The sequence below is a fragment of the Arthrobacter terrae genome (assembly GCF_015708085.1).
Classification (GTDB): Bacteria; Actinomycetota; Actinomycetes; order Actinomycetales; family Micrococcaceae; genus Arthrobacter_M; species Arthrobacter_M terrae.
The window spans coordinates 114,337-138,605 of the sequence record NZ_JADNYM010000005.1; the positions used below are offsets into that span (position 1 = coordinate 114,337).

General features: G+C 62.5%; 41 protein-coding genes and 1 pseudogene. 37 read left to right on the forward strand and 5 right to left on the reverse strand.

Features of this window, described 5'->3' with window-relative positions; translation table 11 throughout:
• Positions 1–15: 15 nt before the first annotated feature.
• The 16 genes from IV500_RS04820 (at position 16) to IV500_RS04890 (ending at position 8,944) form a co-directional block, all read left to right on the forward strand.
• Positions 16–1,053: an RNA ligase family protein gene (locus IV500_RS04820; protein WP_230854496.1), complete on the forward strand. Its 1,038-nt coding sequence runs from the start codon at positions 16–18 to the stop codon at positions 1,051–1,053.
• Between the two features lie 77 nt (positions 1,054–1,130).
• Complete coding sequence (locus IV500_RS04825; RefSeq protein ID WP_376770184.1) at positions 1,131–2,285, forward strand: IS701 family transposase; 1,155 nt, start codon at positions 1,131–1,133, stop codon at positions 2,283–2,285.
• A 272-nt stretch (positions 2,286–2,557) separates the two neighbouring features.
• The gene (locus IV500_RS04830; RefSeq protein WP_196395686.1) at positions 2,558–2,794 is read left to right on the forward strand and encodes a hypothetical protein; all 237 of its coding nucleotides are present in this window, start codon (positions 2,558–2,560) and stop codon (positions 2,792–2,794) included.
• Positions 2,795–2,808: 14 nt separating this feature from the next.
• Complete coding sequence (locus IV500_RS04835) at positions 2,809–3,018, forward strand: hypothetical protein (RefSeq protein WP_196395687.1); 210 nt, start codon at positions 2,809–2,811, stop codon at positions 3,016–3,018.
• A gap of 16 nt (positions 3,019–3,034) precedes the next feature.
• A complete protein-coding gene (locus IV500_RS04840) occupies positions 3,035–3,460 on the forward strand; it encodes a hypothetical protein (RefSeq protein WP_196395688.1) in 426 nt (141 codons plus the stop codon).
• Positions 3,461–3,552: 92 nt separating this feature from the next.
• Positions 3,553–3,678, forward strand: coding sequence for a hypothetical protein (locus IV500_RS21880; protein WP_281063986.1), 126 nt, complete (start codon positions 3,553–3,555; stop codon positions 3,676–3,678).
• A gap of 50 nt (positions 3,679–3,728) precedes the next feature.
• Complete coding sequence (locus IV500_RS04845; protein WP_230854498.1) at positions 3,729–4,190, forward strand: hypothetical protein; 462 nt, start codon at positions 3,729–3,731, stop codon at positions 4,188–4,190.
• Between the two features lie 80 nt (positions 4,191–4,270).
• Positions 4,271–4,576, forward strand: a complete 306-nt coding sequence (locus tag IV500_RS04850; protein WP_230854499.1) for a hypothetical protein — start codon at positions 4,271–4,273, stop codon at positions 4,574–4,576.
• Positions 4,576–4,989, forward strand: a complete 414-nt coding sequence (locus IV500_RS04855; RefSeq protein WP_196395690.1) for a hypothetical protein — start codon at positions 4,576–4,578, stop codon at positions 4,987–4,989. The genes IV500_RS04850 and IV500_RS04855 overlap by 1 nt, the downstream gene beginning before the upstream one ends.
• 44 nt (positions 4,990–5,033) lie before the next feature.
• Positions 5,034–5,381 carry a hypothetical protein gene (locus IV500_RS04860; RefSeq protein WP_196395691.1) on the forward strand — a complete coding sequence of 116 codons (348 nt, stop codon included), beginning with the start codon at positions 5,034–5,036 and terminating at the stop codon, positions 5,379–5,381.
• A 5-nt stretch (positions 5,382–5,386) separates the two neighbouring features.
• The gene (locus IV500_RS04865) at positions 5,387–5,581 is read left to right on the forward strand and encodes a hypothetical protein (RefSeq protein ID WP_196395692.1); all 195 of its coding nucleotides are present in this window, start codon (positions 5,387–5,389) and stop codon (positions 5,579–5,581) included.
• 12 nt (positions 5,582–5,593) lie between these two features.
• Entirely contained in the window at positions 5,594–6,196 is a 603-nt protein-coding gene (orn, locus tag IV500_RS04870; protein ID WP_196395693.1) for an oligoribonuclease, read from the forward strand.
• Positions 6,197–6,520: 324 nt separating this feature from the next.
• Entirely contained in the window at positions 6,521–7,213 is a 693-nt protein-coding gene (locus IV500_RS04875) for a hypothetical protein (protein WP_196395694.1), read from the forward strand.
• Between the two features lies 1 nt (position 7,214).
• Positions 7,215–7,385 (forward strand): hypothetical protein, encoded by a 171-nt coding sequence (locus tag IV500_RS04880; protein ID WP_196395695.1) that lies wholly within the window; start codon positions 7,215–7,217, stop codon positions 7,383–7,385.
• Between the two features lie 487 nt (positions 7,386–7,872).
• On the forward strand, positions 7,873–8,175 hold the full coding sequence (locus IV500_RS04885) for a hypothetical protein (RefSeq protein WP_196395696.1): 303 nt from the start codon (positions 7,873–7,875) through the stop codon (positions 8,173–8,175).
• A 130-nt stretch (positions 8,176–8,305) separates the two neighbouring features.
• A complete protein-coding gene (locus tag IV500_RS04890) occupies positions 8,306–8,944 on the forward strand; it encodes a hypothetical protein (protein ID WP_196395697.1) in 639 nt (212 codons plus the stop codon).
• 77 nt (positions 8,945–9,021) lie between these two features.
• On the opposite strand, the pseudogene IV500_RS04895 reads toward IV500_RS04890, so the two are convergent.
• Positions 9,022–10,310: pseudogene (locus IV500_RS04895) on the reverse strand (Y-family DNA polymerase).
• 17 nt (positions 10,311–10,327) lie between these two features.
• The gene (locus IV500_RS04900; RefSeq protein ID WP_196395698.1) at positions 10,328–10,759 is read right to left on the reverse strand and encodes a LexA family protein; all 432 of its coding nucleotides are present in this window, start codon (positions 10,757–10,759) and stop codon (positions 10,328–10,330) included.
• A 228-nt stretch (positions 10,760–10,987) separates the two neighbouring features.
• Here IV500_RS04900 and IV500_RS04905 point away from each other — a divergent pair, with 228 nt between their 5' ends.
• From IV500_RS04905 to IV500_RS04945, 9 genes are all read left to right on the forward strand, one after another.
• A complete protein-coding gene (locus IV500_RS04905) occupies positions 10,988–11,206 on the forward strand; it encodes a hypothetical protein (RefSeq protein ID WP_230854501.1) in 219 nt (72 codons plus the stop codon).
• Between the two features lie 30 nt (positions 11,207–11,236).
• Positions 11,237–11,704: a DUF6283 family protein gene (locus IV500_RS04910; protein ID WP_230854502.1), complete on the forward strand. Its 468-nt coding sequence runs from the start codon at positions 11,237–11,239 to the stop codon at positions 11,702–11,704.
• A gap of 100 nt (positions 11,705–11,804) precedes the next feature.
• Positions 11,805–12,080 carry a hypothetical protein gene (locus IV500_RS04915; RefSeq protein ID WP_230854504.1) on the forward strand — a complete coding sequence of 92 codons (276 nt, stop codon included), beginning with the start codon at positions 11,805–11,807 and terminating at the stop codon, positions 12,078–12,080.
• A gap of 163 nt (positions 12,081–12,243) precedes the next feature.
• Positions 12,244–13,098, forward strand: a complete 855-nt coding sequence (locus IV500_RS04920) for an ATP-grasp domain-containing protein (protein WP_196395700.1) — start codon at positions 12,244–12,246, stop codon at positions 13,096–13,098.
• Positions 13,098–13,961, forward strand: coding sequence for a helicase associated domain-containing protein (locus IV500_RS04925; protein ID WP_196395701.1), 864 nt, complete (start codon positions 13,098–13,100; stop codon positions 13,959–13,961). Before IV500_RS04920 ends, IV500_RS04925 begins: the two co-directional genes overlap by 1 nt.
• An 82-nt stretch (positions 13,962–14,043) precedes the next feature.
• Positions 14,044–14,208 (forward strand): hypothetical protein, encoded by a 165-nt coding sequence (locus IV500_RS04930; protein ID WP_196395702.1) that lies wholly within the window; start codon positions 14,044–14,046, stop codon positions 14,206–14,208.
• A gap of 77 nt (positions 14,209–14,285) precedes the next feature.
• Entirely contained in the window at positions 14,286–14,561 is a 276-nt protein-coding gene (locus tag IV500_RS04935) for a hypothetical protein (RefSeq protein ID WP_196395703.1), read from the forward strand.
• 277 nt (positions 14,562–14,838) lie between these two features.
• Positions 14,839–15,228, forward strand: coding sequence for a hypothetical protein (locus IV500_RS04940; protein WP_196395704.1), 390 nt, complete (start codon positions 14,839–14,841; stop codon positions 15,226–15,228).
• Between the two features lie 9 nt (positions 15,229–15,237).
• A complete protein-coding gene (locus IV500_RS04945) occupies positions 15,238–15,450 on the forward strand; it encodes a hypothetical protein (RefSeq protein ID WP_196395705.1) in 213 nt (70 codons plus the stop codon).
• A gap of 46 nt (positions 15,451–15,496) precedes the next feature.
• On the opposite strand, the gene IV500_RS04950 is transcribed toward IV500_RS04945, so the two are convergent.
• Together IV500_RS04950 and IV500_RS04955 are read right to left on the reverse strand one after the other, a co-directional pair.
• Positions 15,497–15,931: a hypothetical protein gene (locus tag IV500_RS04950; protein ID WP_196395800.1), complete on the reverse strand. Its 435-nt coding sequence runs from the start codon at positions 15,929–15,931 to the stop codon at positions 15,497–15,499.
• Entirely contained in the window at positions 15,900–16,409 is a 510-nt protein-coding gene (locus IV500_RS04955; RefSeq protein WP_196395706.1) for a hypothetical protein, read from the reverse strand. Before IV500_RS04955 ends, IV500_RS04950 begins: the two co-directional genes overlap by 32 nt.
• A 121-nt stretch (positions 16,410–16,530) precedes the next feature.
• On the opposite strand from IV500_RS04955, the gene IV500_RS04960 reads away from it, so the two are divergent.
• The 8 genes from IV500_RS04960 (at position 16,531) to IV500_RS04995 (ending at position 20,641) form a co-directional block, all read left to right on the forward strand.
• Positions 16,531–16,848, forward strand: a complete 318-nt coding sequence (locus tag IV500_RS04960) for a hypothetical protein (protein ID WP_196395707.1) — start codon at positions 16,531–16,533, stop codon at positions 16,846–16,848.
• 101 nt (positions 16,849–16,949) lie between these two features.
• Positions 16,950–17,675 carry a hypothetical protein gene (locus IV500_RS04965; RefSeq protein WP_230854505.1) on the forward strand — a complete coding sequence of 242 codons (726 nt, stop codon included), beginning with the start codon at positions 16,950–16,952 and terminating at the stop codon, positions 17,673–17,675.
• 39 nt (positions 17,676–17,714) lie between these two features.
• On the forward strand, positions 17,715–18,425 hold the full coding sequence (locus tag IV500_RS04970) for a hypothetical protein (RefSeq protein ID WP_196395708.1): 711 nt from the start codon (positions 17,715–17,717) through the stop codon (positions 18,423–18,425).
• A gap of 97 nt (positions 18,426–18,522) precedes the next feature.
• The gene (locus IV500_RS04975; protein WP_230854507.1) at positions 18,523–19,353 is read left to right on the forward strand and encodes a hypothetical protein; all 831 of its coding nucleotides are present in this window, start codon (positions 18,523–18,525) and stop codon (positions 19,351–19,353) included.
• A gap of 9 nt (positions 19,354–19,362) precedes the next feature.
• A complete protein-coding gene (locus IV500_RS04980) occupies positions 19,363–19,779 on the forward strand; it encodes a hypothetical protein (protein WP_196395709.1) in 417 nt (138 codons plus the stop codon).
• Positions 19,776–20,021, forward strand: coding sequence for a hypothetical protein (locus IV500_RS04985; RefSeq protein WP_196395710.1), 246 nt, complete (start codon positions 19,776–19,778; stop codon positions 20,019–20,021). The genes IV500_RS04980 and IV500_RS04985 overlap by 4 nt, the downstream gene beginning before the upstream one ends.
• Positions 20,018–20,254: a hypothetical protein gene (locus tag IV500_RS04990; RefSeq protein ID WP_196395711.1), complete on the forward strand. Its 237-nt coding sequence runs from the start codon at positions 20,018–20,020 to the stop codon at positions 20,252–20,254. The genes IV500_RS04985 and IV500_RS04990 overlap by 4 nt, the downstream gene beginning before the upstream one ends.
• Positions 20,255–20,332: 78 nt before the next feature.
• Positions 20,333–20,641, forward strand: coding sequence for a hypothetical protein (locus tag IV500_RS04995; protein WP_196395712.1), 309 nt, complete (start codon positions 20,333–20,335; stop codon positions 20,639–20,641).
• A 101-nt stretch (positions 20,642–20,742) separates the two neighbouring features.
• Here IV500_RS04995 and IV500_RS05000 read toward each other — a convergent pair whose 3' ends face one another.
• Positions 20,743–21,291 (reverse strand): hypothetical protein, encoded by a 549-nt coding sequence (locus IV500_RS05000; protein WP_196395713.1) that lies wholly within the window; start codon positions 21,289–21,291, stop codon positions 20,743–20,745.
• A 437-nt stretch (positions 21,292–21,728) separates the two neighbouring features.
• Between IV500_RS05000 and IV500_RS05005 the strand changes: the two genes are divergently transcribed.
• The 4 genes from IV500_RS05005 (at position 21,729) to IV500_RS05020 (ending at position 24,247) form a co-directional block, all read left to right on the forward strand.
• Positions 21,729–22,199, forward strand: a complete 471-nt coding sequence (locus IV500_RS05005) for a hypothetical protein (RefSeq protein WP_312875836.1) — start codon at positions 21,729–21,731, stop codon at positions 22,197–22,199.
• A gap of 224 nt (positions 22,200–22,423) precedes the next feature.
• The gene (locus IV500_RS05010) at positions 22,424–22,945 is read left to right on the forward strand and encodes a hypothetical protein (RefSeq protein ID WP_196395714.1); all 522 of its coding nucleotides are present in this window, start codon (positions 22,424–22,426) and stop codon (positions 22,943–22,945) included.
• 85 nt (positions 22,946–23,030) lie between these two features.
• Positions 23,031–23,885 carry a hypothetical protein gene (locus IV500_RS05015; RefSeq protein WP_196395715.1) on the forward strand — a complete coding sequence of 285 codons (855 nt, stop codon included), beginning with the start codon at positions 23,031–23,033 and terminating at the stop codon, positions 23,883–23,885.
• Positions 23,886–23,938: 53 nt separating this feature from the next.
• On the forward strand, positions 23,939–24,247 hold the full coding sequence (locus IV500_RS05020; protein WP_196395716.1) for a hypothetical protein: 309 nt from the start codon (positions 23,939–23,941) through the stop codon (positions 24,245–24,247).
• Positions 24,248–24,269 lie beyond the last annotated feature (22 nt).

Sequence of the window (24,269 nt, forward strand, 5' to 3'; positions counted from 1 at the left end):
GCACACATGATGAGCATGGAAACCCTTGAAGCCGTCCGCGCGCTCGTCACCCTTGAAACTGTCACCTCCATCACCGAGATAGAAAACGCCGACCTTATTTCCAGCGCCAAGGTCCGCGGCTGGAATCTTGTGGTGAAAAAAGACGAGGTCAACGTCGGCGACAGAGTGATCTACTTTGAAATAGATTCGCACCTCCCGCTGGCGGACCCGCGTTTCGCTTTCCTGGAACCCCGCGGCGCCCGGACCTTCAACGGCGTCCACGGCCACGTCCTCAAGACCGCCCGGATGCGCGGCATCTACTCCCAGGGCCTGGCCATGCCTGCGACCCTGTTCCCGGAACTGGAAACCCTGGCCGAAGGCGACGACCTCGCCACCGTCCTCGGTGTGACCAAGTACGAGAAGCAGATCCCGGATGAGATTGCCGGGACGGTGTCCGGTGAGTTCCCGACCCGTTTCGCCCCCAGGACGGGCGCCGAGCGGGTCCAGAACCTGACCGGTGTTTTCGCCCAACTCCGCACCGACTATGACTGGATCGCCACGGAAAAGGTAGACGGCGAGTCAACAACCTTTATCAACGACGGCGGGACCCTCCGGGTCGCAGGACGTGAATGGGAGTTCTCCACCCCGGCCAGCCCGGCCGAGGCCACCGCCCCGTGGAAGGTGGCCGCCGAATACAACATCCTCGACCGTCTCCCGGCGGGCTACACCGTCCAGGGCGAACTTTACGGTGCCGGGGTCCTTGCCAAAAATACGCTCAAGGAGGCCGGTAAGAAGTTCCTGGCCTTCAACGTATTGCGTGACGGCGTCTTCGTGCCCCGCTCCGAATGGCCGGCCGCGATCGAAGAGATCGGCACCCCGGTCCTGGACCTCGAACTGCCCGCCACCGTCGATGAGGCCGTTGCCCAGGTTGAAGGCATGAAGTCGGTGCTGAACCCTGATGTCATGGCCGAAGGCATTGTCTGGCACAACACCGCCGGCGCCCGGATCCCGGAGCTTCAGGGCCGGACCGGTATGAAAGCCATCAACAACAAGTGGCTGGTAAAACACTCCTAGTACTACAGCCGCGTTTATTTTTGGCGTCGTCGGCGTTTTAATCGGACTTCCCGTCCGCGATCTGTTAATCGTTGTTGATGAGTGATGATATTTGTGTGACAGATGTAGAGCAGTGGGCCGAGGGGCTGGCGGAAATTGATAAGTTGATCGGACACCGTTTCGCCCGTTCCGAACCCCGCCGGAATGCTGTGGGGTACGTGCGTGGACTGCTCACGGATGAGGAACGCAAAAACTCCTGGACCTTGTCTGAACGGGCCGGGCACCGCACCCCTGACGGCATGCAGCGGCTGCTCTCCACCACCGACTGGGACCCGGATGCTGTGCGGGATGACCTGTTCAGCTATGTCAACCGCCACTTGGGTGACCCTGACGGAGTGCTGATCGTTGACGAGACCGGATTTTTGAAGAAGGGCACCGCCTCGGCCGGGGTAGCACGCCAGTACTCGGGCACCGCGGGGCGGGTGGAGAACTGCCAGATCGGGGTGTTCCTGACGTACTCCACCCCGGCCGGGCGCACTCTGTTGGACCGGGAACTCTACCTGCCCAAAACCTGGGCCGATGACCGGGAACGGTGCGCCAGTGCCGGCATTCCCGAAACCCGGGAATTCGCCACGAAGCCGGTGCTGGCCGCGGACATGATCGAAAGGGCATTGGAGGCCGGGATCCCGGCCCGCTGGGCCACCGGGGACGCGGTCTATGGCCAGCACACGGGACTGCGCCGCCGCCTGGAAGCCAAGGGCTTGCACTACGTGCTCGCCGTTCCCATGAACCAAAACATCATCGCCCCAACGGCCGGGATCGGGGAACAATGGCGCGCCGATAAACTCATCGCTTCCCTGCGTGCCAACGCCTGGCGGTCCCGGTCCGCGGGGGCCGGAACCAAGGGCGACCGCCGTTACTCCTGGGCAAGGACCCGCATCAACGGTCCCGCCGAAACCGGCGAACACTGGCTGCTGGGCCGCCGGTCCCTGAAGGACCCCACCGACCTGGCCTACTACATCTGCTACGGCCCAAACCGGGTCTCGCTGGCTGAGCTGGTCCGGATCGCCGGCGCCCGCTGGGCAATCGAGGAAACCTTCCAAACCTCCAAGGGCGAAACCGGGCTGGACCACTACCAGGTGCGCCAATACACCGGCTGGTACCGCCACATCACCCTCTCCATGTTCGCCCACGCCTTCCTGACCGTCATCCGCTCTAAAAAAGGGGCCCTGCCACCGGAGCCGGGGAACTGATCCGGCTCTCCCTGCCGGAAATCAGACGCCTGCTGGTCCGGCTCGTCTGGTACCGGCCGCTACGCCCCGAGCCGATCCTGAAGCATTCAATCTGGCGGCGGAAACACCAACAGCGTGCACGATACTGTCATTACAAGGCCCGCGGACACCCATAAATGCGGCTGTAGTACTAGCCGTATGCAGGCTGACGCTCTGCCCATTCTGTGGGGAGGGCGTTAGCTGTTTCCGCACACTTGAAGTCCAGTAGCCCTCACCCCTATCGAAAGACACCTATGTCCCTGCACCACGTCACCACCGAAACAACCGGCAATTCGACGACGGTCACTATTGACGGCCTCTTCCGCATGACCGTCGTTAACGGCCTCGCCACCATCCACCTGGCCGGCAAGGACGTGTACGTCGAGCGGGACGACTCGGCCAACGTCATCACAGTTGCGCCCTACCACCCGCGGCTCGCGTACGTTGCCCCGGAACTCCGCGACCAGATCCGCGCCGAGCTCGGCCTCTAACGAAAGGCATCACTATGGCTCACCCCGCCATCAAAGTCGAGTCACTCGACGGCTCCACCCAGGTCACCGTCGAAGACCTCCTGCAGATGACCGTCCTCTCCGACGGCTCCGTCCAGATCGACCTCGCCGGCAAACGGATTGAAGTGGAACGGAACATGTCGGTAAACCAGATCGTCATTCGCCATGAGCGCGCCGAGGTCACGGCGCGCGTACCAAAACCCTGATAGAAACGAGCACAAAATGACAACCCAGAAGACCGAGGAACCCACCCCGGAGCAGGCCGCGTGGGATAAGAAGCGCCGCTACTACGCCCGGAACTCATGGATCGCCGTGTCTGTGTGGGCTTTGCTGTCGCTCGGCCCACTTGCCTGGATCATCATGGAAACTACCGTCCCCTTCGTGAAGGTTAGGTTCTCTGGGCTCCCGGAAAATGACCCGGTGGTGGCAGCAGCGGTAGCAAGTTTCGGATACGGGGTGCTTTTCGCGATCCTTATCGTAATGGCCTCGGGAGGTCTCTCGCTGCCGATCCGAAAGACCGTTGTGACTGCGTACTGGATCCTCGGTAAGCGTCCTGCTGATGGCTACAGGCCACGTCTTCCGAAGCCGATCGACATGGACATCCGGCAGATCAGTGCTGACGTTCAGATAGCAACGGTAGGAAAGTAAGTCTTTGAGATCAAAGCTCTGACGCATAAGAGGCTGTTCCGGCAGGACAGGTACTCCTACCGTATCCAGGAGTCGACGGGCAGGATTATTCTGTGCTCACCTTGGACTACAGCGTGTTCGATGACAGGACGGCCGAAGGCACCTCCAGGTACATCCGGGACCACATCAGCATGAAACTGGAGGACCGCACGGATTACTTCAAGGGCGGCCACATCTAGCCTTGGGTGCTTCGGAGACAAGGACCCACCCATCCGCACACATGAGTGGCATGACAACCAAAGCCTTACCCTCTACGCCAGTCCTCGAGCATTTCGTCCCTGAGACGGAGCCACCGGTCGGCACCGTCTCGTCCTTCCACTATCGTTTCGCATCCGGCGCAGGTACCGCTACCGGCTTCATGATGCGCGGTCCGGGCGGCTGGTCTTCGAAGCCCAGCCCACAGCGGCACGACATCTGCATCTGGGAGAGCCTGACTGACCTGGAGGCACTGAACGCCGACATTCAGCAGCGGAACCCGGGCAGCACTGCAGTGTTCGCGGCCGTCGAAGTGCGTATCCATGCCACACCCCCGGTGGACCGTGTCGGTGATCGTGCCCGCTTGGTCAAGCTTGAGCATGCGGTGCTCTGCGCGGCCGAACGCCTCGGCATCCAGACTGACTGCGTATCGCACACCGAACTGGTGGCCGCCATCAAGTCCGCTGCCGGGGTGCGGGCAGGACGCTGGAGGTAGGGTCCGTCATCACCCTCGATGAGCGGGGCAAGTCCTATGAAGCCCGGTGCGAATTCCTGTGCGTTCATACGGTGGTGCCTGTGACGCGCTTCGCCGTCACTATCGTCGAGGCGAAAATGGTTCGCGACCTGTGGACGGAAGGATGGTCCGGCTCCGGACCTCAAAGTCCGTGCCGGGACGCCTACCAGGCGGTGGACGCCGAAGGAACGCAATGGAGCCGCGACTGGGACGGGTGCCACAATGACGGCCCCGGCTATTGGAAGGCAGCGGACAGCGACCGTAGAGCCGAGTCCAACTCGGCCAAGCCGGATGTCTACTACAGCCAGAAACTTCCCACGGGCTACGGTGTCACGTTCACCGAACTGACCGCCTCGAAGGAGGCTTGATGGTCACGAACGCAGCCAACAACCTGCTCGACCGTCCGGTACGCGCGACCGGAAAACACCTCGTTGCCCGGACCCTCATCGAGCACTGGGGACGGCCCAGTGTGGCCGACGGGCGTGTCATCATTATCGACTGCATGGCCGCGGGGTGCGGGTTCCAATCCGGTCACGCCGACCTGGTCGGTGGAGACAATATCTGGGCTGAACATGCCTACCATGTCGCGGATGTACTGGAGCAGGCCGGTGTCGCAGAAACGGCCGACGCTGTCGCCAACGAACGTCTCCGGCTGGCGGGCAAACTCGACGAAGAGGTAGCGCACAGGAACACCCTGGACCGGACCCGATGGAATGAAACCACCCGCGGCTGGTCCCAGGCAGCTGACCATCTGCGCCACCCGACCGCCACAACCGATTAGCCGGACCGGGGAGCAAGACCGGTGCCTCCGCACACATAAGAGTTATGAGCACCTCTGATCACTTCACCGATGGATGGGACAAACCGCTCCCTACCCTGCACGAAGAACTGCAGTCCCTGATTGACGCATCTGGGCACGTAACGAAAGCTGACCTTGAAACCCTGCTGAAGCGCTACCCGACGCCCAAGCCCCCGCAGCCGGTCGAAGTAAACCGAATGATCATCGACAACGGCTATCTTCTCCACATCTGTGACGGCTGCAACTGCGCTGCATCAACCATGGACGCACCGTACAGCGGCTGCCATGAGGCTGGCTGCGGATATGAGCCCCTGCAGGATCTCACCGAGGTCCTGGCCCGCTCCGGTTACGTCCACGCACCGGAAACACCCTGACCGTCTTGGCCGATGCTGCAGCCCTTTCCAGTGCCTGGATCGACGGAGCCGAGATTAGCGCCGACATCTTCGGTGATGTGGACTCCAGCGATTGCCCTTACGATGACCCCGAATTGGCTGCCGCATGGCGCGCAGGCACAGAAACTCTGCGTGACTGGGATGGCCTGGCCGACCTTTCCGCGAACCCCTACATCGACTAATTGAAGGACCACATGTCCAGCATCAGGAACGCCGACAACATCCTATGGCTCGATTTTGAGACCACCGGCATAATGACAAACCCGAACACCGTGCCGCTTGAAGGCGCAGCCATTATCACTGACGGTCAGCTGAACGAACTCGCGACACTGCAAAGCATCGCCCTCACAGCGACAGAGGAAGAGCTTTCCCATATGGGGGACTTCGTGCTGAACATGCACACCACGACGGGTCTGCTCGAACGGGTTCACGCCTCGGCGTACACACGCAGCCAATTCGATGACATCCTCCACAGCTTCGCCGCCCCGTTCTTCCCGGCTAAAGGTGAAATCCTGGAAGACGGCGAGAAGTACCGCGGCATCGTGATCGGCGGCAACTCGGTGAAGTTCGACTTCGACGTCATCGAAAAGTTCTTCCCGCTCACACGAAGCGGAATGGACTACCGCGTTATCGACATTTCCGGCATCGGCGAACTCGTCCGTCGCTGGGATTACGGGTACTGGAAGGCCATGCCGGCGAAGAAGTCCGATCACACGGCGCTGACTGACATCCGTGCCGGCGTTGACGAACTCCGCTACTACCGGGCCGGGCTCCACCTGTTGGGCGCTCACGGATAGGACTGCCCACTATCACCGCCGAACGTCACCGGGGACCTGCAGGACTACCGTGGCTGGCAAGCACCGTCCGCCTCGTTCCCTGATAGGACACTTAGCACCACCGGCCGCCGGCACCTCCCCTGGCGGCACCCAACGGCTGATAGTTAAATCAGGTGCGGGCGAAGCAGGGCATAGGGCCGGATACTAGTCACTCACGGCACCGCCGACATGCAAGCTCCAGAACACCGGGAATAGTCCCGGAGATCCGGGTTCGAATCCCGCAGGCCGACAAAAGGAAGGGCCGTCTCGGAGAGCCGGAACGGCCCTTCCGCACACATCAGGTGCATGATGACCCAACTGACTTTCCAGGGACTTCTGGATGCCCTCGCCGCAGTGCCGCAGGACGCGATCGTGAAGCTGGTCGGCTTCGGTCCGGCCGACAACCCCGGAGTCCTGTTCCGGCATCGGCCGTTCGTGGACGGCTTGGCGATCACACCCACTATTGCCCGTGCAGCTCTGGACCTTACATCAGCCGAGCTCATCGACTTCCTCGTTGAGACCGGACCGGACAAGACCTGGCGCGGCCACGACGGCTTCCTTGACCGCTACCCGGCCGGGCCGGAGACGCCGATGTGGGTCGGCATCCCTTATGAGGTGAGCTTCCATGCCGTCACCGGTGTCGAGATGGTCAAGGGGTTCGCCGTCATCAGGACCACCAACCTGGCGCCGGTGCAGGGCCCATCCCTCCAGCGCATCCCGGACCATGAGGTCATCAACCGGATGCGGGTATCCAATTTGGAACTCCACGGCGATGACGTCCGGAAGGCTTCCGCGGCCGAGCGGTACCTGATCCGCTATATCCCCAAAGACCGGACCGCCGTCCTGCAACGCTTGGTTGAGGCCCGCGAGGAACTGGTCACGTTCGAGGCGAGCCTCCAGGAGAAGAAGGACCGGGTCGCCAAGCTGGAACGCGACGCTGCCCGGCATGACTACCTGCTCGGCATCTTGGACGAGCTCCCGCCGAAGGATGAGATCTGACATGTCCATGACGGTTTCCATCAGCTGTGATGGCTGCGACCTGACGGAAGAGACAAGTACCTCCTTCGAAGCGGGTACCAATGAGATCGAAGGCGTTCTGGAGGACGGCTGGGCCCATTCCAACACCGACGACTTCTGCCCCGACTGTGTGAGGAAGGGCCGCGCCGAGTAGTGCCCGGCGGCACCCCGCTCCACAGTGCACACCGAAGAGCTGACCGATCTCCCAGTACACCGTCCTATACGGCACCGTCATCGGCTAAATGGTCCGGTCCGGCGGCACCACTGTCACCTTTAAATCCCCTGACGATGTCCCGATCTGGTCCGATCTGGTCTGGTCCGATCTGGTCTGGTCCGATCTGGTCTGGTCCGATCTGGTCCGATCTGGTCTGGTCTGGTCTGGTCGGACCGCGCACGTCCACCCCAGAGGCGGCTACCGCATTCTTTGGCGGATCGTTGCCCGAAGGATCCGGACCCATCACCAGCGGTCACCGGAACCTCCGAAGGGCTGAGCAATGCCCTCAAGCTGGCAACCTGCTCGACGGCACAGCAGTCGGAGCCGGCAGTGCCCACCCTTCCCTGACCTCGCTTGGCCCCGTTTCAGACCGGAGCCGAGTGCTGTCCCGGGGACACGCCCGGTTGCTGCCGCACACATGGGACCCATGAGTATTCAGATCCGTAATATCCCCAACGACAGCATTCTTACCCTCTCCCCGCGATTGAACAGCCTGCATATTCAAACAGGTTCCACCGATCATAACGGACGTCTTATCTCCGGGAACTTCCAGTCAGCGAAGGCCATGCCCGATGGGCGCATCGGCATCAAGCTGACCCGGTACATGAACGGCAAGCACGTCCTGGACAGTGTCGCCGTACCCTCCGGGGCGGACCCGCTCGGCCGTCCGTGGCGCACCGCCTTCCACGTCTCGGACAGCGGTCTGCTCGCTGAACTTGACGCCACCTGAACCTGATCGGCGCGCCTGGCGGTTTTGAAGCATGCCGCAGGATAAAAAACACTGAGGGGGAAGCGCCTGCGTCCTCTGTTTTACTCTCCATCCGGGGAGGCTTTCCCTGCCCGCCGTACACATGAGGACCATGGCATTCTCACGCACCCGCCTCGCACTGTTTGCCTTACTCATCGTCGTCGCCCTCGTGGTCTTCGGCTTCTTCTACGCCAGTTCGCAGAAATCCCACGCCGCGGCGCAAACATCCGCAGCGCACGGGCCTTCTGTGGGTGTGAAATCCATCCACTCTCCCGACAAAGTCGCCATCGACGTTAAACTAAGCGCCGGCCAATGCGCGGTCCGCACCGTTGACGCCACTGCCGGGCTGTTCCTGCCGGACCCGTCCTGCACCCCCGGCGCCGTCGACCCGGACGTTACCCAGGACAATCTGGCTTCCACGATCTGCAAGTCCGGCTACACCACCACGGTCCGGGCGCCGGCCTCTGACACCGACAGGACCAAGGCCCTGAGCCTGACCCAGTACGGCCAGCAACGAGCTGCGTCCACTGAATACGATCACCTCATCTCGCTCCAGCTCGGGGGAACAAATGCGGTGTCCAACCTGTGGCCGGAACCGAACCGTGCCGGCGCTCCGGGCACCACAAATCCGAAAGACACCATCGAGACGCGGCTGAACAAGGCGGTCTGCTCGCATAAAGTCGCACTGGCCGCTGCGCAGAGAGCGATCGCCACCAACTGGGTGACCGCCGAAAAAGACCTTGGCCTCTAAGCCGACCCTTCCCCGCAGGCCGTGACCGTCAGTCCGCACTCTCTGAGGTGCGCATCAAGGACCGGGCGACGACGAGTTTAACCCGACTTCACCAGCGGTAATTCATCCCATTCGGTGGTGTACCGCGGGGACATGGCCTGGCGTTTCATACCCCAGTCCGGGGCCGCTGTCATTCCGGCCCGGCCAAGGCCGATCGAGCCGGTGCCGTACTTGTCCATAACCCCGCCCAGGAGCGCCCCGATGTGCTTTTCCTCGTGTGCGGTGGTGAAAATCTCCAGCTGCGGTGCGGCGCCGGCAGGTGACAGGTCGGTCAGCATGACACCGGCGCGGGCGTACGGGACGCCATCCACAATCCGGCCCTCCAGGCCCTTGTGGCGGCCTTGGTAAGCAGAACCGGGTCAGCGGTCGGCGCCGGCAGTTTGACGGCCACAGAGGGGAATGACGCGGCCCTGTCGTTGAAATGTGAGGTGCCGGCAAAGCAGGTGATCAGCCTTGCCTGCTGGCTGTCTTTGGCAAGCCGGATCGCGGCCTGTTGGGCGTAAATTGCCATCACTTCGTGCATTCTGGCCGCCGTAGTCACCGGGGTTGAAAACGACCTCGAAAAGATCAGCTGCCGCTTCGTCGCTACCTCGGTTTCCAGCGGGATGCACGGGATTCCGTTCAGCTCCATAATGGTCCGCTGCATGAGGACGGAGAACTTTTTACGCATGACCACCGGGTCTGCAGCCTTCAGATCCGCGATCGTGAAAATCCCCAACGCGTTCAGCTTCTTTCCGAGCCGGCCGGCGATCCCCCAGATCCCAGTCACCGGAACCCGGGACATGATGGCCTCGGCGTGGGCGGACGGCAGCGTATCCCAGGAGCAGACGCCGCGCAGTGCCGGGTTCTGCTTGGCAACCCGGTTCACGAACTTGGCCAATGTCTTGGTCGGGGCGATGCCCACACAGACCGGCAGGCCTGTATGAAGGGCGACGGCTGCTTTGATCTCAGCACCGGTCCTGACCAGCTCCTCCGGGGTTCCTCGAAGGACCAGCCAGGATTCATCAATGGAGTAGACCTCCTGGGAGAACGAATACCGTCCCAGGAGCTCCATCACTCTGCTCGACAGATCGCCGTACAGCTCGTAGTTGGAGCTGCGCTGGATGAGTCCGGTGCGCTTGGCGTCGGCTGCGAGTTTGAACCAGGGATCCCCGTTTTCGATGCCCAACGCCTTGGCCTCGTTGGACCGGGCCACCACGCAGCCGTCATTATTGGAAAGTACGACGACCGGTTTCAATTCAAGGCTCGGATCGAAGGCGCGCTCACACGAGACGTAGAACGAGTTCACGTCGACGAGGGCAAACCGCTCGACCTTGCCGGCCCCCATTTCAGGCATGGCGCAGATCAGACGTGGTGCAGGCAGCGGGTAACGACGCCCCAGATGCTCAGCTCGGATAGCTCACAAATTACAACGTCCGGGTATTCGGGGTTCTCGGCCGCCAACCGGACCCGGCCATGCTCGAGGCGCAGACGCTTGACAGTCAACTCCCCGTCAATGATCGCTACGACGACGTTACCGTCAGCCGGGGTGAGAGACCGGTCCACGACGAGTTCATCCCCGTCGGCAATACCGGCGCCGTCCATGGAGTGCCCGGAGACCCGGACCAAAAAGGTGCAGGTGATGTCGCGGATCAGGTGCTTGTTCAGGTCGATCCGGCCGGTGAAGTAGTCCTGGGCCGGGGACGGGAAACCAGCGGGCACTGCAACCGGAGAACACAGCGGTCCCTGCAGGTTCAGGCCGTCCAGATCCAGGGCGGATACGACCATGACGCCCATCAGCCTTCACACCTCTCGTATTCGAACCACTCCCCCAAAGATTGTTCACATATGAACATTGCTTCGATAAAAGTATACGGCTGATAAGTGTGGGTCGGACATGCCGTTGGCTGATCGAACGATCCTACGCTTCCGGCACGCAGGCCCGGGAGGTTGATCAATGTTTCCCCACCTACGCATCGGAGCCAACCGGTGACGGCAGAGTAAGTTCCCGCACACATGAGGGGCATGATGATCACTGCCCTGCTCCTGAACTACGCCTCCTGGCTCCTGGCCAGCGCCATTTTCTTCTGGCTGTGCTCCGTCCTGTACCGGACTACCTGGAACACCGTCAACGCGGCATATGAGTGCCGTCTTGAAGAAAGAGAAATCCCAGTTCCCCAGGTGGCTCACATTCCGGCGCGGCCGAGGCACAAACCCCGCGTCCCGTACTCGAACGCGGCCTGAGACTTGCCCGCAGGGAGACCGATGGAAGCCATGCAGCCAGCAATTCGAAGCCAGTTCGGTGCCGATGTAAACTCGGCAATCACGAGCGGGCCTGATCCGGCGAAGCCACGGAAGAGCCCGTGTGCCTCCTGCCCGTACCGGAAGAATGTGCCCTCGGGTGTCTGGGATGGGTCTGAGTACCAGAAGCTTCCCGGCTACGACGGTGAGATTCATGAGCAGAAAACTGCATCCATCTTCATGTGTCACCAGCAGGACGGCTGCGTATGCTCCGGCTGGCTGGGCCATAGGTCCGAGCCCGGTGACATGCTCGCTGTGCGCCTGGGGCTCATGCGCGGGAGCCTGGATCTCGGCTGCCTCGACTACACCACCAATGTGCCGCTCTTTGACAGCGGTGCGGCAGCCGCCGAGCACGGACTGGCGGATGTACAAAGCCCGGGCAGGAAGGCACAGGCTGTCATTAGCAAGATCGCCAACAGACGCGGACCGGAAGTGCTTTAGGGCTCGAGGCGCCAATTCTCCAGAGCCGGTTGCCGCATCTTCTGCAAAACCTGCCGCCGCGACGGGGAGAGGATCCGCGATCTCCGCACACATAGTGGCCATGACCACAATGACCCACCCCCGCCGCGCTGCAGCGCCCCGCCTGACCCTTGAGACAACCCAGGTCTGGGGTGCCCTTCTGTCTTCGTATTCCGCAGCCATCGGCGGCATTTCCGTCTGGTCCACCGAAGACGGGGCGCTCCGCTATGCCGAACGTGTCCTCGCCGCCCGACCGGGCATCGAGTTCGAACTGATGACCTACCTCGGTGAAGGCCCATGGCGCTCCGTCGCTGGAGGTCATGAGATTCCGGACGTCATCGCCCGCCGCTGGTCATGAGCGGTACGAAACGGGACCGCCGTGGTCGGCCGCATTCAGACAAACGATCCCCTGAGTCAGCCAATGGCGGATGCATCTACTGCCACACCGGGGACCAGAAACCCATCCTGCGCCGCAGAGCACGCCGCTCCGGTAAGACCCTCGCACGGAAGGAGGAACAGCTGTGAGCCATGACCACCTCACTGTTGTCACCAGCGCCCGCTGGCTGGCCGATGATCTTCGGGCCGCCGGTACCATCGGCATCGATCAGATCCTCGGACTGGATGCGCCGGTGCTCGATGGCAGGACCGCGCTCTGGTGCTCCGGTGCGTGGGCGCTTCGGCTGCTCAAAGCAGGAGTGCAGCACCCGTTCCTCTCCGCCGGTCCTGACTGGCTGACCCGTGTTCCAGCCGAATTCCTGCGCCGTGACGTCTGGGCCGGAACCATCGGACGCATGCCTTACCGGGGTGAGGGAAAGATGTTCTACAAACTTGCCGAGCATAAACACGGGGACATCCCCGCCGGCCTTTACCTGACTGAGGACACCTTTCAGCGGCACGTCCGTAACGTCTTCGCCACCGCCGACCACGTCGATGAGCTTCACTTCGTCGGCTCCGCACCGATGCGCTACACCCGTGAATACCGGTGCTTCATCGCCCACGGGACGGTGACCGCTGCGTCGTTCTACCTGGCGACCCTACCCGGCGTCAACGACAGCACGGCGACCATCACCTGGGATGCCTATAACGGCGAACAGGCACCGGACGCCTCCCGCGCTGCAGCGTTCGCCCAAGACGTCGTCGATGCGATGGGTGCTGACCAGCCGCCCGGTTACACGCTCGACGTCGGCGAGGATGCCGATGGTGACTGGTCTGTCATTGAAGCCAACGCCGCCTGGTCCTCCAACATCTACCATGCCCCGGCAGCCGGGGTCATCGACTCCGTCCTCGCCTCTCAGGAACCAGGCAACAATCGTTGGGGCTGGACCCCGGACGCATTGTTCTTTAACCGCACCCAACCCCTGGGCGGTGTCCGCTAATGGCTGCTGCCCGCCGCCGGCCCGCGGCCCAGGCACTGGAAATGCTGGACGCCTTCCAGCACGAGCACCGCCGGTTGCCTAAAGCCACTGCCACAGACCCGGCGGAGAAGTACCTGGCAAACTTCCTTTTCGTAACCCTGCGCCGGCGGGAGCGCCGCGGGACACTGCCGCCGGCCATCCGGGAACGGGCCGCACTCATCCCCGGCGCCCTGACTCTGGACACGCACCCTGATCAGGACAAGGTCCTTACCGAGCTGGCCGCCTTCGTACAGGTGCACGGTCACGCGCCAAGGTATTCCCGCCGGGGAGTCCCCGACCATGAGGTCCGCCTCCGGGCCTGGATCAGCAACAATGTCTACTGCGACCCTTCCCGCAAGAGCCCGCGTCTGCGCGTCCGCCACGAGGAAATCCAGTCCATCCTTGCCGGCATCCCGTCCTTTGCTGAGAAGAAATTTGATGACCGCATCGCCCTGGCTGAACAGTTCGTCCGCGACCACGGTTACCGGCCCTCCGGCAAAGCCTGGTCCTGGTTGCAGGCTTACATCCAAGGCACATACCCGATCCAGGGGCCGTTCCATGCAGGTTCACGTCTGAACGACATCCGGGCCGCGCGGCTCAGAGCCGTTATCTCCAGTCCAAACCCCGTCGACTTCCGCTGGCAACGGAACTTCGAGGATCTGACAATGTACGCCACAGCCCATAACGGGGAGCTGCCAAGCAGTTGGGATGAGGATCTTTTCAGTTGGTTGACCGTCCAGCGCCGGGAGTACCGGCACGGCAGACTCACTCCGGAGCGGGAAGCGGTCCTGCGGACGCTGCCGGGTATCTTGTCGGAGGGCACGGAGCTGGCCGCCGCGGCCTGATACTGGTGAGGACCGGACCGGTCTCCGCACACATTAGGCTCATCAGCAAGAAAAGTTGTATAGACCTGAAGTGGAGAACCCCATGACCGAAGACGCCGCACCCGGTGCTAGGGCTGAGATCAGTGCCCAGCTCCAGTACTATATCCACGCGGCACCAGCGCCTGTGGCCCCGGTTCCACCGTCCGTGTATTCGACCGCTATCCACCAGCTGCTCGACGATTTCGACCGTGCCAACGGCGCCGTCTAGGAACAACCCCGATCCCCTCCGGAAGTCCCTCACTGTCCGCGGTGAGGGGATTTCTTTTATCCGCACACATCACGACTATGTATGAACTTCTCGCTGAACTGACCAGTCTCCTTGAACGCACCTCACAGTTCACCGACCGGGGATGCGCCAGGCTACACGACGGTCTCCAGGAGGTTGTCGACAAGTACACAGGCACACCCGCCACCTACCAGTACCGCAATCACCCGTCCTGGGACACAGCTTGGATGGATCTTGACCGGTCGCAGGTCGGTATCGTTTTGGACCTTGGGCACGCCGTAGAGCGAAGCCTCGTCGCCGGTGACTGGGAAGCTGTGACAGGGGTTCCGGTATGAGCTGGAAGTCAGCCTTTCTTGCCGCAATCAAAAAGCGCAGGGCCCGTGACTTCTTCCGAGCTGTGTTCGTGGCATCAGTCCCGGCGGTCGTTAGCTCTTTCCAATATGGAATCGCACGCGGCCTGATGGCGGCCGCCGTTATAGCCCTCTGCGTCTTTCTGATCGACGTGGTGGACGATGCACGCGCGCTCCGCCGGCGCGCCCGAACGGACGCTCCACGGAATGACAGCCGGCACCAGGAACCTATTGCTCGACGAAACGCCCCGAAGGATCAATCATGAGCCGCTCCTCCAACAGCAAGACCCGGGAGGCATACGCCCAGGAACGCAGCGGCCTCGACTTCAAGCTCATCGGCTGGATGGTCCTTGGATCCTTCGCAATTACCGGCATCACCATTCTGAGCATAGGGCTCTACGCCACTTCCGGCTTGTCCGGGCCAGACCCGGTAACGATCAAGAACACCATCGCAGGGAACTACCAAATCCAGGGCATCGGCTGGGACGGTGACGGACGCACCAACGGGGTTGGAGTCTTCAACGTCGGCACCCACGCTTACGGGATCTCTGTGGACGGTACCGTCCACACCTGTCTTGCCAACCTGAAGCAGGCACAGGCTAAGACACCGATCATCTGCAGGGACCATTTTGTTGTTCAGCCGAAGCCGTAGGAGACGTCGATGACTGCGATCCGCGAAGCTTTTGACCGGGCAGTGCAGGAGCACGGCGCATGGCTGCCGGAGGGGGTCTTCCTCGACCTGGTTTTGGCGTCTCCGGCTGCAGATAGGCTACCTGCCACTTCAGCCGAGGAGATGGAGGTGTTGACGTTCGGCGGCGCCACCGGAACGAAGTACCGGTCCGCTGACGTCAAGACAGCACTCGGCTTCACCTGAGTGGCAGAGCTGCCGGCCGCACGGGTTTTCCGTGAAGTTGACACCACTATTCGCTGTCGCGGCGCCCCGCAAGCTTGTACGTCTTTGATATTCGACCTTTGAGGCCATCTCCTCGGACCTGCCAGCTCCACCAATAGGTGCCCACGTGTCTGCCGAGGAGCGGAGCTTCTTCCGTGAAGGTCTTGAAATGTCCTCGGGCCAGGTGTTGCCGTCCCTCCACTGTTGTTGCCTCAGGTCTTACTGTGCCGTTCATACCGGGGGTGCCTATGAGAAGCTCGTGGAACGAATCCCCTTCCACGCCCGGACCGGCATTGGCACCGTATTTGCGTTCCCGCATCCTGATGTTTCTGCAGTTCATCAGGGCGAGGCAGAACAGTGCCCGGTTGGCCACTGCTCTGGACAGAAAATAGTCCGGGTCCTGTGCGGTGTAGTCGACACGGGTTGTGGTGTTAGAAAATGAAAACCGTTTTTTTTCGGGCATTCTCCCCCGCCTCCGTTTTCTCGTCCAGAAACTCGATGCCGACAACTCGACCATCGGTGCCCAACCTGAACCGGATATCAGGGCCGGCACTGCGGGCAAACCCTTCGCTGTCTCTGACGAATGTTTCGATGAGAAATTCATCGCTGGCGCCGGTCCATGCCTGGGACCGGAAAGAGGTCCGGGTCGTGCTGTGGTGAATCATGGCTCCGATGCGTGAAGCCCCGCGGGATGAAAACACGGAGCCGTGAACTACACCCTCTACCCAGACTGCTTCTGCCCCTGGGCGCGATGGGCCGAACAACTCCGGAGCGTCAGCATTGTCGATATTGTCAGGCGTCATCTCCAGCGCATCAGAAACATCCACCATAAGTGGCTCGTCAAAGTCAGCCGTGTCCAGAAACATGCTGATCTTGGACCGGTAAATCATAAAATGGCGCCGCAGCCTGTCCGGCATTTTCTTGGACGAGAAAGTCTTCACTTCGGCAGCTCCTAGCAGTGGGTTCGCCCCGCAGGCTATCACGGACGAATGCACCCGGTGACGCGGTTTCCTGTGGCCGCACACATAGCGGTCACAGGCACAACCAGGCAGGAGCCAGACCATGACCGTAGTCATCTCATTCCCCACCAAAACCGCGGCGACCCCGCGAACCTCCGCATATGAGGTCACCGACGAGGTTCTGCACGAACTGCTCCGCAAAGCTGTCGTTGCCTACCGTGCCGGTGAGGCCCGGACCCCCGGCTCCCTCGCGCATCGCCACCATTTTGCCGTCTCTGTGGCACTGCTGGATGCTATCCAGGTCATCATGGGTTTTGGCGGTGTGGCGCAGGAGCTCGAACGCTGCCTGGGTTCAGGCATTACAGACATCCGGGCACTGGCCCGCGTCGCCCGCGCCTACAACGGACCCGAATCCGCCTAAACCGACACCCCAGCCCACATAGTCCCCGCAGAGGTGCAGCCGCTGCGGGGACTATCCTTTATCTGGTGAGTTTTACCCGCCGGTCCGCACACATAGTCGCCATGCCTTCCCTCCCGACCCTCACCCACCCGACCGGCCTTCCCATCTGCGATTGCACCGAAGCGTGGGAGCCGCACGAGCACGGGACCAGGGGAATGTACGGGTACCACCGCTGCCGGTGCGCCCCATGCAGGACCGCCAACCGCGACTACAACCGGGAGAACACCAAATACCGCCCCCGGCGTCAAATGGTGGATGCAGATCTGGTGCGGGCGCGGATCGCCAAGCTTCGTGCGGCAGGCTTAACGCTCGGCGAAATCGCAGACATGTGCGCCGTCAACTCCAAAGTCATCGACTTCGCCGTCCACGGCCGGAACGGCCGGAAACCCAAAACCGTTCAGGCGAGCACCTTTCGGGCGTTGAACGCCATCAGCTCCAAAGACATTGCCTCAGTGGAGCGCCCCCGCGGCCGTAAAGTCGACGGCGACATCCCCCGCCGGCAGATCCAGTCACTGCACAGTTTCGGCTGGGGAATGTTCGAAATCGGTTCCCGGGCAAACGCCACAGCAGCGACGCTGAACCGCATTCTGAAAGGCTTCATGACCACCGAGGAACTCAGGGCGTCCATCGACCGGGTCCATGCGGAACTTCACGGTATGGAAGCACCCACGGCCACCACATCGGAAAAGGCCAGAGCCAGCAAAGCCAGGACACGTGCAGATGCTAACGGCTGGACACCGGACACCTCCTCTGATCTTGAATACTCCCAGTACGTCAGGGTCCACTAACCGGTGAGTCCTGCCGGGCACTCCGCACACATTGATCTCATGCCGTCCAGCCCTACTGCCGCCGCCCCCACCGAGTTTGCCGCCTGCACCTGCCCCAGGGCCCGGCACAGTCACGGGACCAGGGACATGTACGGCTACCACAAATGCCGTTGCATCCCCTGTGCGACAGCAAACCGCGAATATTACCGCTCCACCGCTCACCTGACCCGTACCCGGAAATGGGCTGACGCTGAGCACGCACGCCAGCGGATCCTGCAACTCAGGGCTGCCGGGGTGTCGATCGAGACCATGGCCGACTTGTGCGCAGTACATGCTTCAACCCTGCGCTTCGTCCTCAGCGGCCCGGGCGGCCGGACTGTCCGCCGCGTCCTGGCCAGCACCTTGGACTCGCTGAACGCCATCAGCTACCGCGATATTGCAGCCCGTACTGTCAGCGATGACACCAGGGTCGACGGGGAAAGCCCCCGGCTTCAGACTATGGCGCTTACCGCGGCAGGCTGGTGTCCTGAAGATCTGGCCGAGCTCAGTGGTGTGGGCCGGCAGACGTTCAGCCGGCTGCTGCGAGGCTTCACCACTACTGAGGAAATGCGCCAGATGATCGACGCCCTCTACCGGGACCTGCGCCGCAGCACTCCACCTCAGCAGACACACCTGCAACGGATGCGTGTCCGCCGTGCTCTGAAGCGGGCGGCCGAAAACGGGTGGTCACCCGGTATGGCCGAGGACGACGAATATGTTGCCCCGGCGTGACCGGGACGGCTCCGGCAACGACTAGGCATAGGATTCCCTCCCGTCAGGAACCGGCCACATGGTGAGGTCAAAGGGTGGTTCCGCACACATGGGTTTCATGGACACAAACACTGAGCCGCATACCGTCGCACGACCGCGGCCGAAAACCCTGCCCGCCGGTCGGGGAGGTAACGTGTTCAGCGCACGCACTGAAGCTGCAGCCCGCACCGAATACAACCTCGCCCAGGGTCTTGAACCCAACGATGAAACCAGTTGGAACGAACTCGGAGGCCAGCCCCGGGCCACCGCACTTGCCCGCGCGGCGGTCCTGATCGCAGCGATCGATGCCGCTGATGACCGCATCCGCCTGACCATACCCGAATTCCATGCCATCAAGGCGGACGCTATCGGGGATCTGAGCCACGCATTGCATCGGGACTGGGATGCAGACCAACTCACCTCCGCACAGGCAGCCGGTGTCCCGGACTGCATGGAAGCGTTCCGGTCAAAGCTTGCCGGTAGCCATCTCGAACCCGCTAACCACGAAAGCGCCATGGCTTCCCTGATCAGCGAACGGACCGCCGCCGCCCTGCGCTCCACCGCCGATACCTTCGACTACGCTTCCCTTGCCGACGTCACCGCCGACATGGACATTGACCCCGGTGTCTCGCCCAGGTTCATGCGCATCATGATCCGCGGCTGCGCCGACTGGCTCAGGACCCGTGCCGACGAGCTCGATGCCGGGACCCGGATTCCTTACTATCGGGTCAACACCCGCGCCGTCATCGACGAGGACCGGCACACCGCTTTGCTCGGCGCACTTGGCCGCGTCGTAGACCGTGCCGACCGGCTCACCAACACCGGACTCATTACGGCGTCTTTCATCCTGACCGAACATCTCGTCGAGGCAATCGAAGCCGTCGGCGCCACCATCCCTACGGAAAGCTGAGGGCACCTGATGGCACCCTGGCCTTTCGGGCAGCGCGGCGGTCTCACCGTTGCGCCGTTCTCCTCCCACAACCCACTCGTCTGCGCTCACCAGGCAGCCCGGCTGCAGATCCTGCTGACTGAATTTGAGGGCCGCTACGAGGAAACCTCCATGGTGCTGAACCGTCTCGAGATCGTCTACATCTGCGCCGGGCGCCTCGAGGACGGTGACCGGGTCCATGCTGTCAAACTCGCACTCGTTCCACCTGCCAACGCTGACGAGGGGAAAGGGATCATCGGCCGGCTCCGATGGTGGTGGGAGGCCCGCGAAATGGAGGCACGCTTCCGGCACGGACAACGGGCCATCGACCGGCACCTCGCCGACCTGCACCGCTGCGCGCCGTGGAAGTCAGGCCAGGACTCCGGCGCCGTCCAAGGAATGGCTTGAGGGTCATTACGACTGTCGACGAGCTGGAAGCCTTGCCGACCATGAGCGTTATCGGATGTGTCAGTGCGGTCTGCAATATCCCCCTGGTGGTTGTTTTCCAGCGAGGATCCCTGGAGACCGGGGGCTCCGGCTGGTGCGCGCCCGAGGCTCAAGGCCAGATCACGTCCCACCAGGTTTTCCAGTTCCTCCTCGTCAACCAGCTCCCGTACGAGCTGACCGTCTTCTGGGAACCTGGGCTGTGACAGTTACCGAGCATTTCGTGCTGCCCCCGATTGTTCTCGATCAGCAACGCGCCATTGATGCCGCCCTTGAATTGGCCGCCGGCTGGGACAGCGAAGCCAACAACCTCCAGAACATCGCCGGATACACCCGCATCCACGGAACCTCGCTGCTGGCAGACCGGTACGCGATGAGGGCGCGCGCCTTGTCCGGGAACGCCCAGGCGCTGCGCGACGCACTGGCAACTGTTCGCTAATCCTGACAGCGTGGCGAGGCCAATCTGTGATGCCGCACACATAGAGAGGGACAGGATGGCACGACGAAGGCGGACACCATGAGCATTGAACTAACAGACTTCACCACCGTGGTCGGCGATACGGCTGTAGCCGAATTCTCCGCAACGGCTGAGGCAGTCACTGAAGCGGTCCGCCAGATCGAGCTGGAACATCCCGGATTCAGCCATTCCTACTCCACTTTGATCCGATGCAACGCGTGGGCCTGCAGCCAGTACATGGACATCGAAGTCGGCCGCGGACACAACAACGCCGGAGCTGAAGCGTATGCCGCCCACCGGGCCGAGCGCGTTGACGCTCGTCTCGCCGAATGGTTCCCTCAGCAGCGGGACGAGGAGCTGGGCAACTGACGGGAGGCGCCCCGGTTGTTCCGCTCACCGGGACCGGGAAACGGCCGCCCCGCCGGAGTCCTCCATCGGTACTCCGGCCCCGGCGGGCAACTGGACGACTGTCAGCCTGCGGCACCCCCAACGATCTCCCAGAATGCGATGTCGATATCTGCCTGGCGGAGGACGCGGTCTGCGAGATCCGTGGTGACCTCGATGGCCACATCAAGTGCGGCTGCGCTGACGCCTCCGGAAAGCCGGTATGACCGGCCCTCGACGTCGACACCGTCCTGCTCGTTAGCCAGAGCCGCCATCATGGCCTGCAGAATGACCAACGCTACGCTGGGCCCAAAAGTCTCCTCCAGAGCGTGCGCCGTTACGCCGAGGCCATCTCCGCTGACGGTGTACCAGCCCTCCAGTGCCTTGGCCGCTTCAAGCTTCTCCCCGTAGATTCCCATGCTCTCCCAGGTGACGGTCATCTGTCCCGTCCTGCGGTCCTTATCGATGGAGGCCGGAGCGGACCCGTCCTCGTCGTGTGGCCCGTTGACGATCAGGGCGTAGAGATTGACCTCAAGGGCTGGACGACCCTCCTCGTCATGGCCGGAGGTGAAAAAATCCATGTCGAACGTGTTGTCGAGGGGGAAGCCGATCGGCTGGATATGGTTGCTGCGCATGGTGGAACCTTTCGTAATCTGTCCTGGGGACAAAAAGCGGACCCCGCAATGTTTGCGGGGCCCGTAAGCTGTTTGCTGCCCGTGGGCGGCAAACGCGGTTGATGTGAGTGAATATCGTGGATCGCCGTTGCACTTGCAACCCACCGGAGACGGGGAGGACTGTTCTGGGCTCCGCACATCTGACCGATATGGCGGGCTTTCAACGCGGACCGCTCACTGTGCCCAACCAGCAGCCGCGTTCACTGCCCGTGGGCGCCAACGCGGTTGATGTGAGTGAATATCGTGGATCGCCGTTGCACTTGCAACCCACCGGAGACGGGGAGGACTGTTCTGGGCTCCGCACACATAACTGGTAAGGCGACCCCTGAATGCGGACCGCTCACTGTGCCCTCGCAGCAGCCGCGCGAATCGGCGCCCCAGACCTTGAAAGAAGCCCCGTGCCAACCACCACGCGCCGTATCAGTGACGCCGGAGCCTTGGACCATGTAGTTGAGCCATCCCCCGGGACCGATGCTTACCACAGCGCACCTATCGAACCGGATGAGAACCTTGCCGACTGGTTTCCGCAGGTTGCCGTCCGCGCCCGGATGTACCGGCTTGAAGATGACGGTGCCTCCGATCTTGCGCGCCGTAAACGGGCCGCCAAAGACCGGGGCCCGGGTGTCATTGAACGCCATGAGCAGGCCATCGCTGCGATCGGGAAACGTCAGCGCGGAGAATCCGCCCTGGACCCGGTGGCCGCGGACATAGCCCGGGGTCGGATCGACGCGCACCGGAAAGCAATCCGCCGGCACGAGGCAGGACTCGACGAGGTTCCGACGGTTAACCTGATCGCTCCAGTCGCCCGCCGCGTCGCCCGCGAAGACCGGCGGAGGAGCAGGAAGCACAAGGGCGAGCACCGCGCCTGACCTCCTGCCGACGCGCGCAGCACATCTCCCCCGTTTGTCGGAGGCCGAAGTCCGGATGAATAACAGGCCTGAGCCGGTGAGGGCCGGCGGCGCCTCCGCACACATGATGGTTTGCACGACTCCACCAGCACCGTCCCGACCATCGACGCGCCCGTCAATATCCAGCGCGGATACCTGAACGGCTGACCTCCCCCGCCCGTTTCTTCCCCACAAAGGATCACACCATGACCGTTGCCGTTGCGTACAAATCCACTGCACCAACAGTGGTCGACACCTACCTTCAGGCCCGGGAGGAAATCGTGGCCGTCTGGCGTACCAGCGTCGATGCCTTCCAAGAGAGCGTCGGCGGTCATGAAATCCACGGCACGGCCTTCTTCGACGGTGGCTGGGCCGTCCAGGGGTTTTACACCCCGAATTCCTTCGCAGAAATCCCGGACGGCTGGCGCCGCGAGGGCAAGTTCAAGGCTGTCCTCGCCAAGCGGACCCCGGAGGGCCGCGCTGCTGCCGCGACGCTCACGGAACTTCGCCTGCCCGGCAACCACTACCCGGGCGTCCCGGCAATACTCCACGCAGAGAACCACGCGGTGTTCCCACGGATCGTAACTGCCGGCAAGGACCACTTCCTGACTCTCAGCATCGCCCCGCTGGATGAGCCCAACAATGCTGTCGATCGCGGGCTGTGGGAACCCGTTAAGCTTTCCGCGTTCCACGCCGCCGTCGAAGCGGCCGAGATGGTCGCCCTGTGAACAGCGCAGGCCTTCCCCGTGAGGCACCGGCCCACGTCCGCCCGCTGCGGGCAGCATAACGGCCTGCGCCGCACACATGAGGTCCATGATTAAGTCACCCGCGACCAAGCCCGCTTTCGCACGAGCCCTGGCGTACGGCTATAAGGCACCCTCCGGAACCGAGATCATTCCGCCCTACGGACGCGAAATCATCTTCAACCGCGACCTGACCGGCGAAGAGCTCCGCCAACTCACCGACAGCTACCCGGTCCCTGGCCGCACGCTCCGCCTCGTCGGCGGCTACTCGTTTCTCGCCTCATGTTTCATCCCCGGGGTGACGTGGATTGAAGTCCTTCTCGGCGCCACCATCGCGGACGCCACCGATGTCCGATGGATCACAGAGCAGGAAGTCCCGGGACTCCTTAACACCCTGTTCTCCTTCACAGCCATAGTGTCCGGGTGGCTCGGTCTGCTGGCCATCGTCGTAGCAGCGACAGGGATCGTGACAGACTTCGTCGCCTGGAAGAAGTGGGGTGTCGAACTGTCAGCAACGTGGGCCCGATACGCCGGACGTGTCGTGTCCACTAAGGGACTTCCCACCAACCGCAAACAGGCGGTCGAAACCTTCGCCGGCCGCCTCGACTCAGCACTGAAAAAGCTTGACCCTGCCGATCCTGTGGCACAACGTCTGGATGCCGCGGCCCGGCAGGCGATCGGGTTCTACATCGACCTCCCCGTCATGAGCGAGCACATGCGCAACGAAACCGCGTCCGCCGACGACCAGATCCGCGACCCAGACGGGGCATCCCCGGCTGCCGAAGCTGAAGCGCGACAGGCCGCGGGAGCAGCAGTTTTCGCAGTCCGTGAATACGCACGCAAGGCCAGGCCTGCCGCCGCCGACCCGGAGAGCATCGCGTCGTCCCAGGTCACAACAGACAAGGCATCCTCATCTCTCCTCTGACCGCTCTCGTCGCTCCGGTGAGAGAACGATCCGTTGCCTTACACATGAGTGGCATGAAGCCGAAAAATAGAATGGCAAGCCCGTACAACGCAGAGGTCCGCCAATACGCCACCGATCTGCTCGGCTACCTTGGCAGGCCCGGCGACACCGTCCCCGGCGGCTTCACCACTGGTGTCTTCGAGTTGTGGCCGAAGGCTGACTTCGTCAATAAGGCGATCATCGTCAGTAGCTGGCCCGCTATCGGTGTGGTCCTGCGCGCTAACGACCGTGACGGCGAGGCCGCACTGCGCGACGTCGCCGGAATCATGGGCAGCGTCTGGCCGGAGTCCAAGGCAACACAAGCAGACCATGATGGCTTCTAACCCCGCCCTTCCGAAGATCACC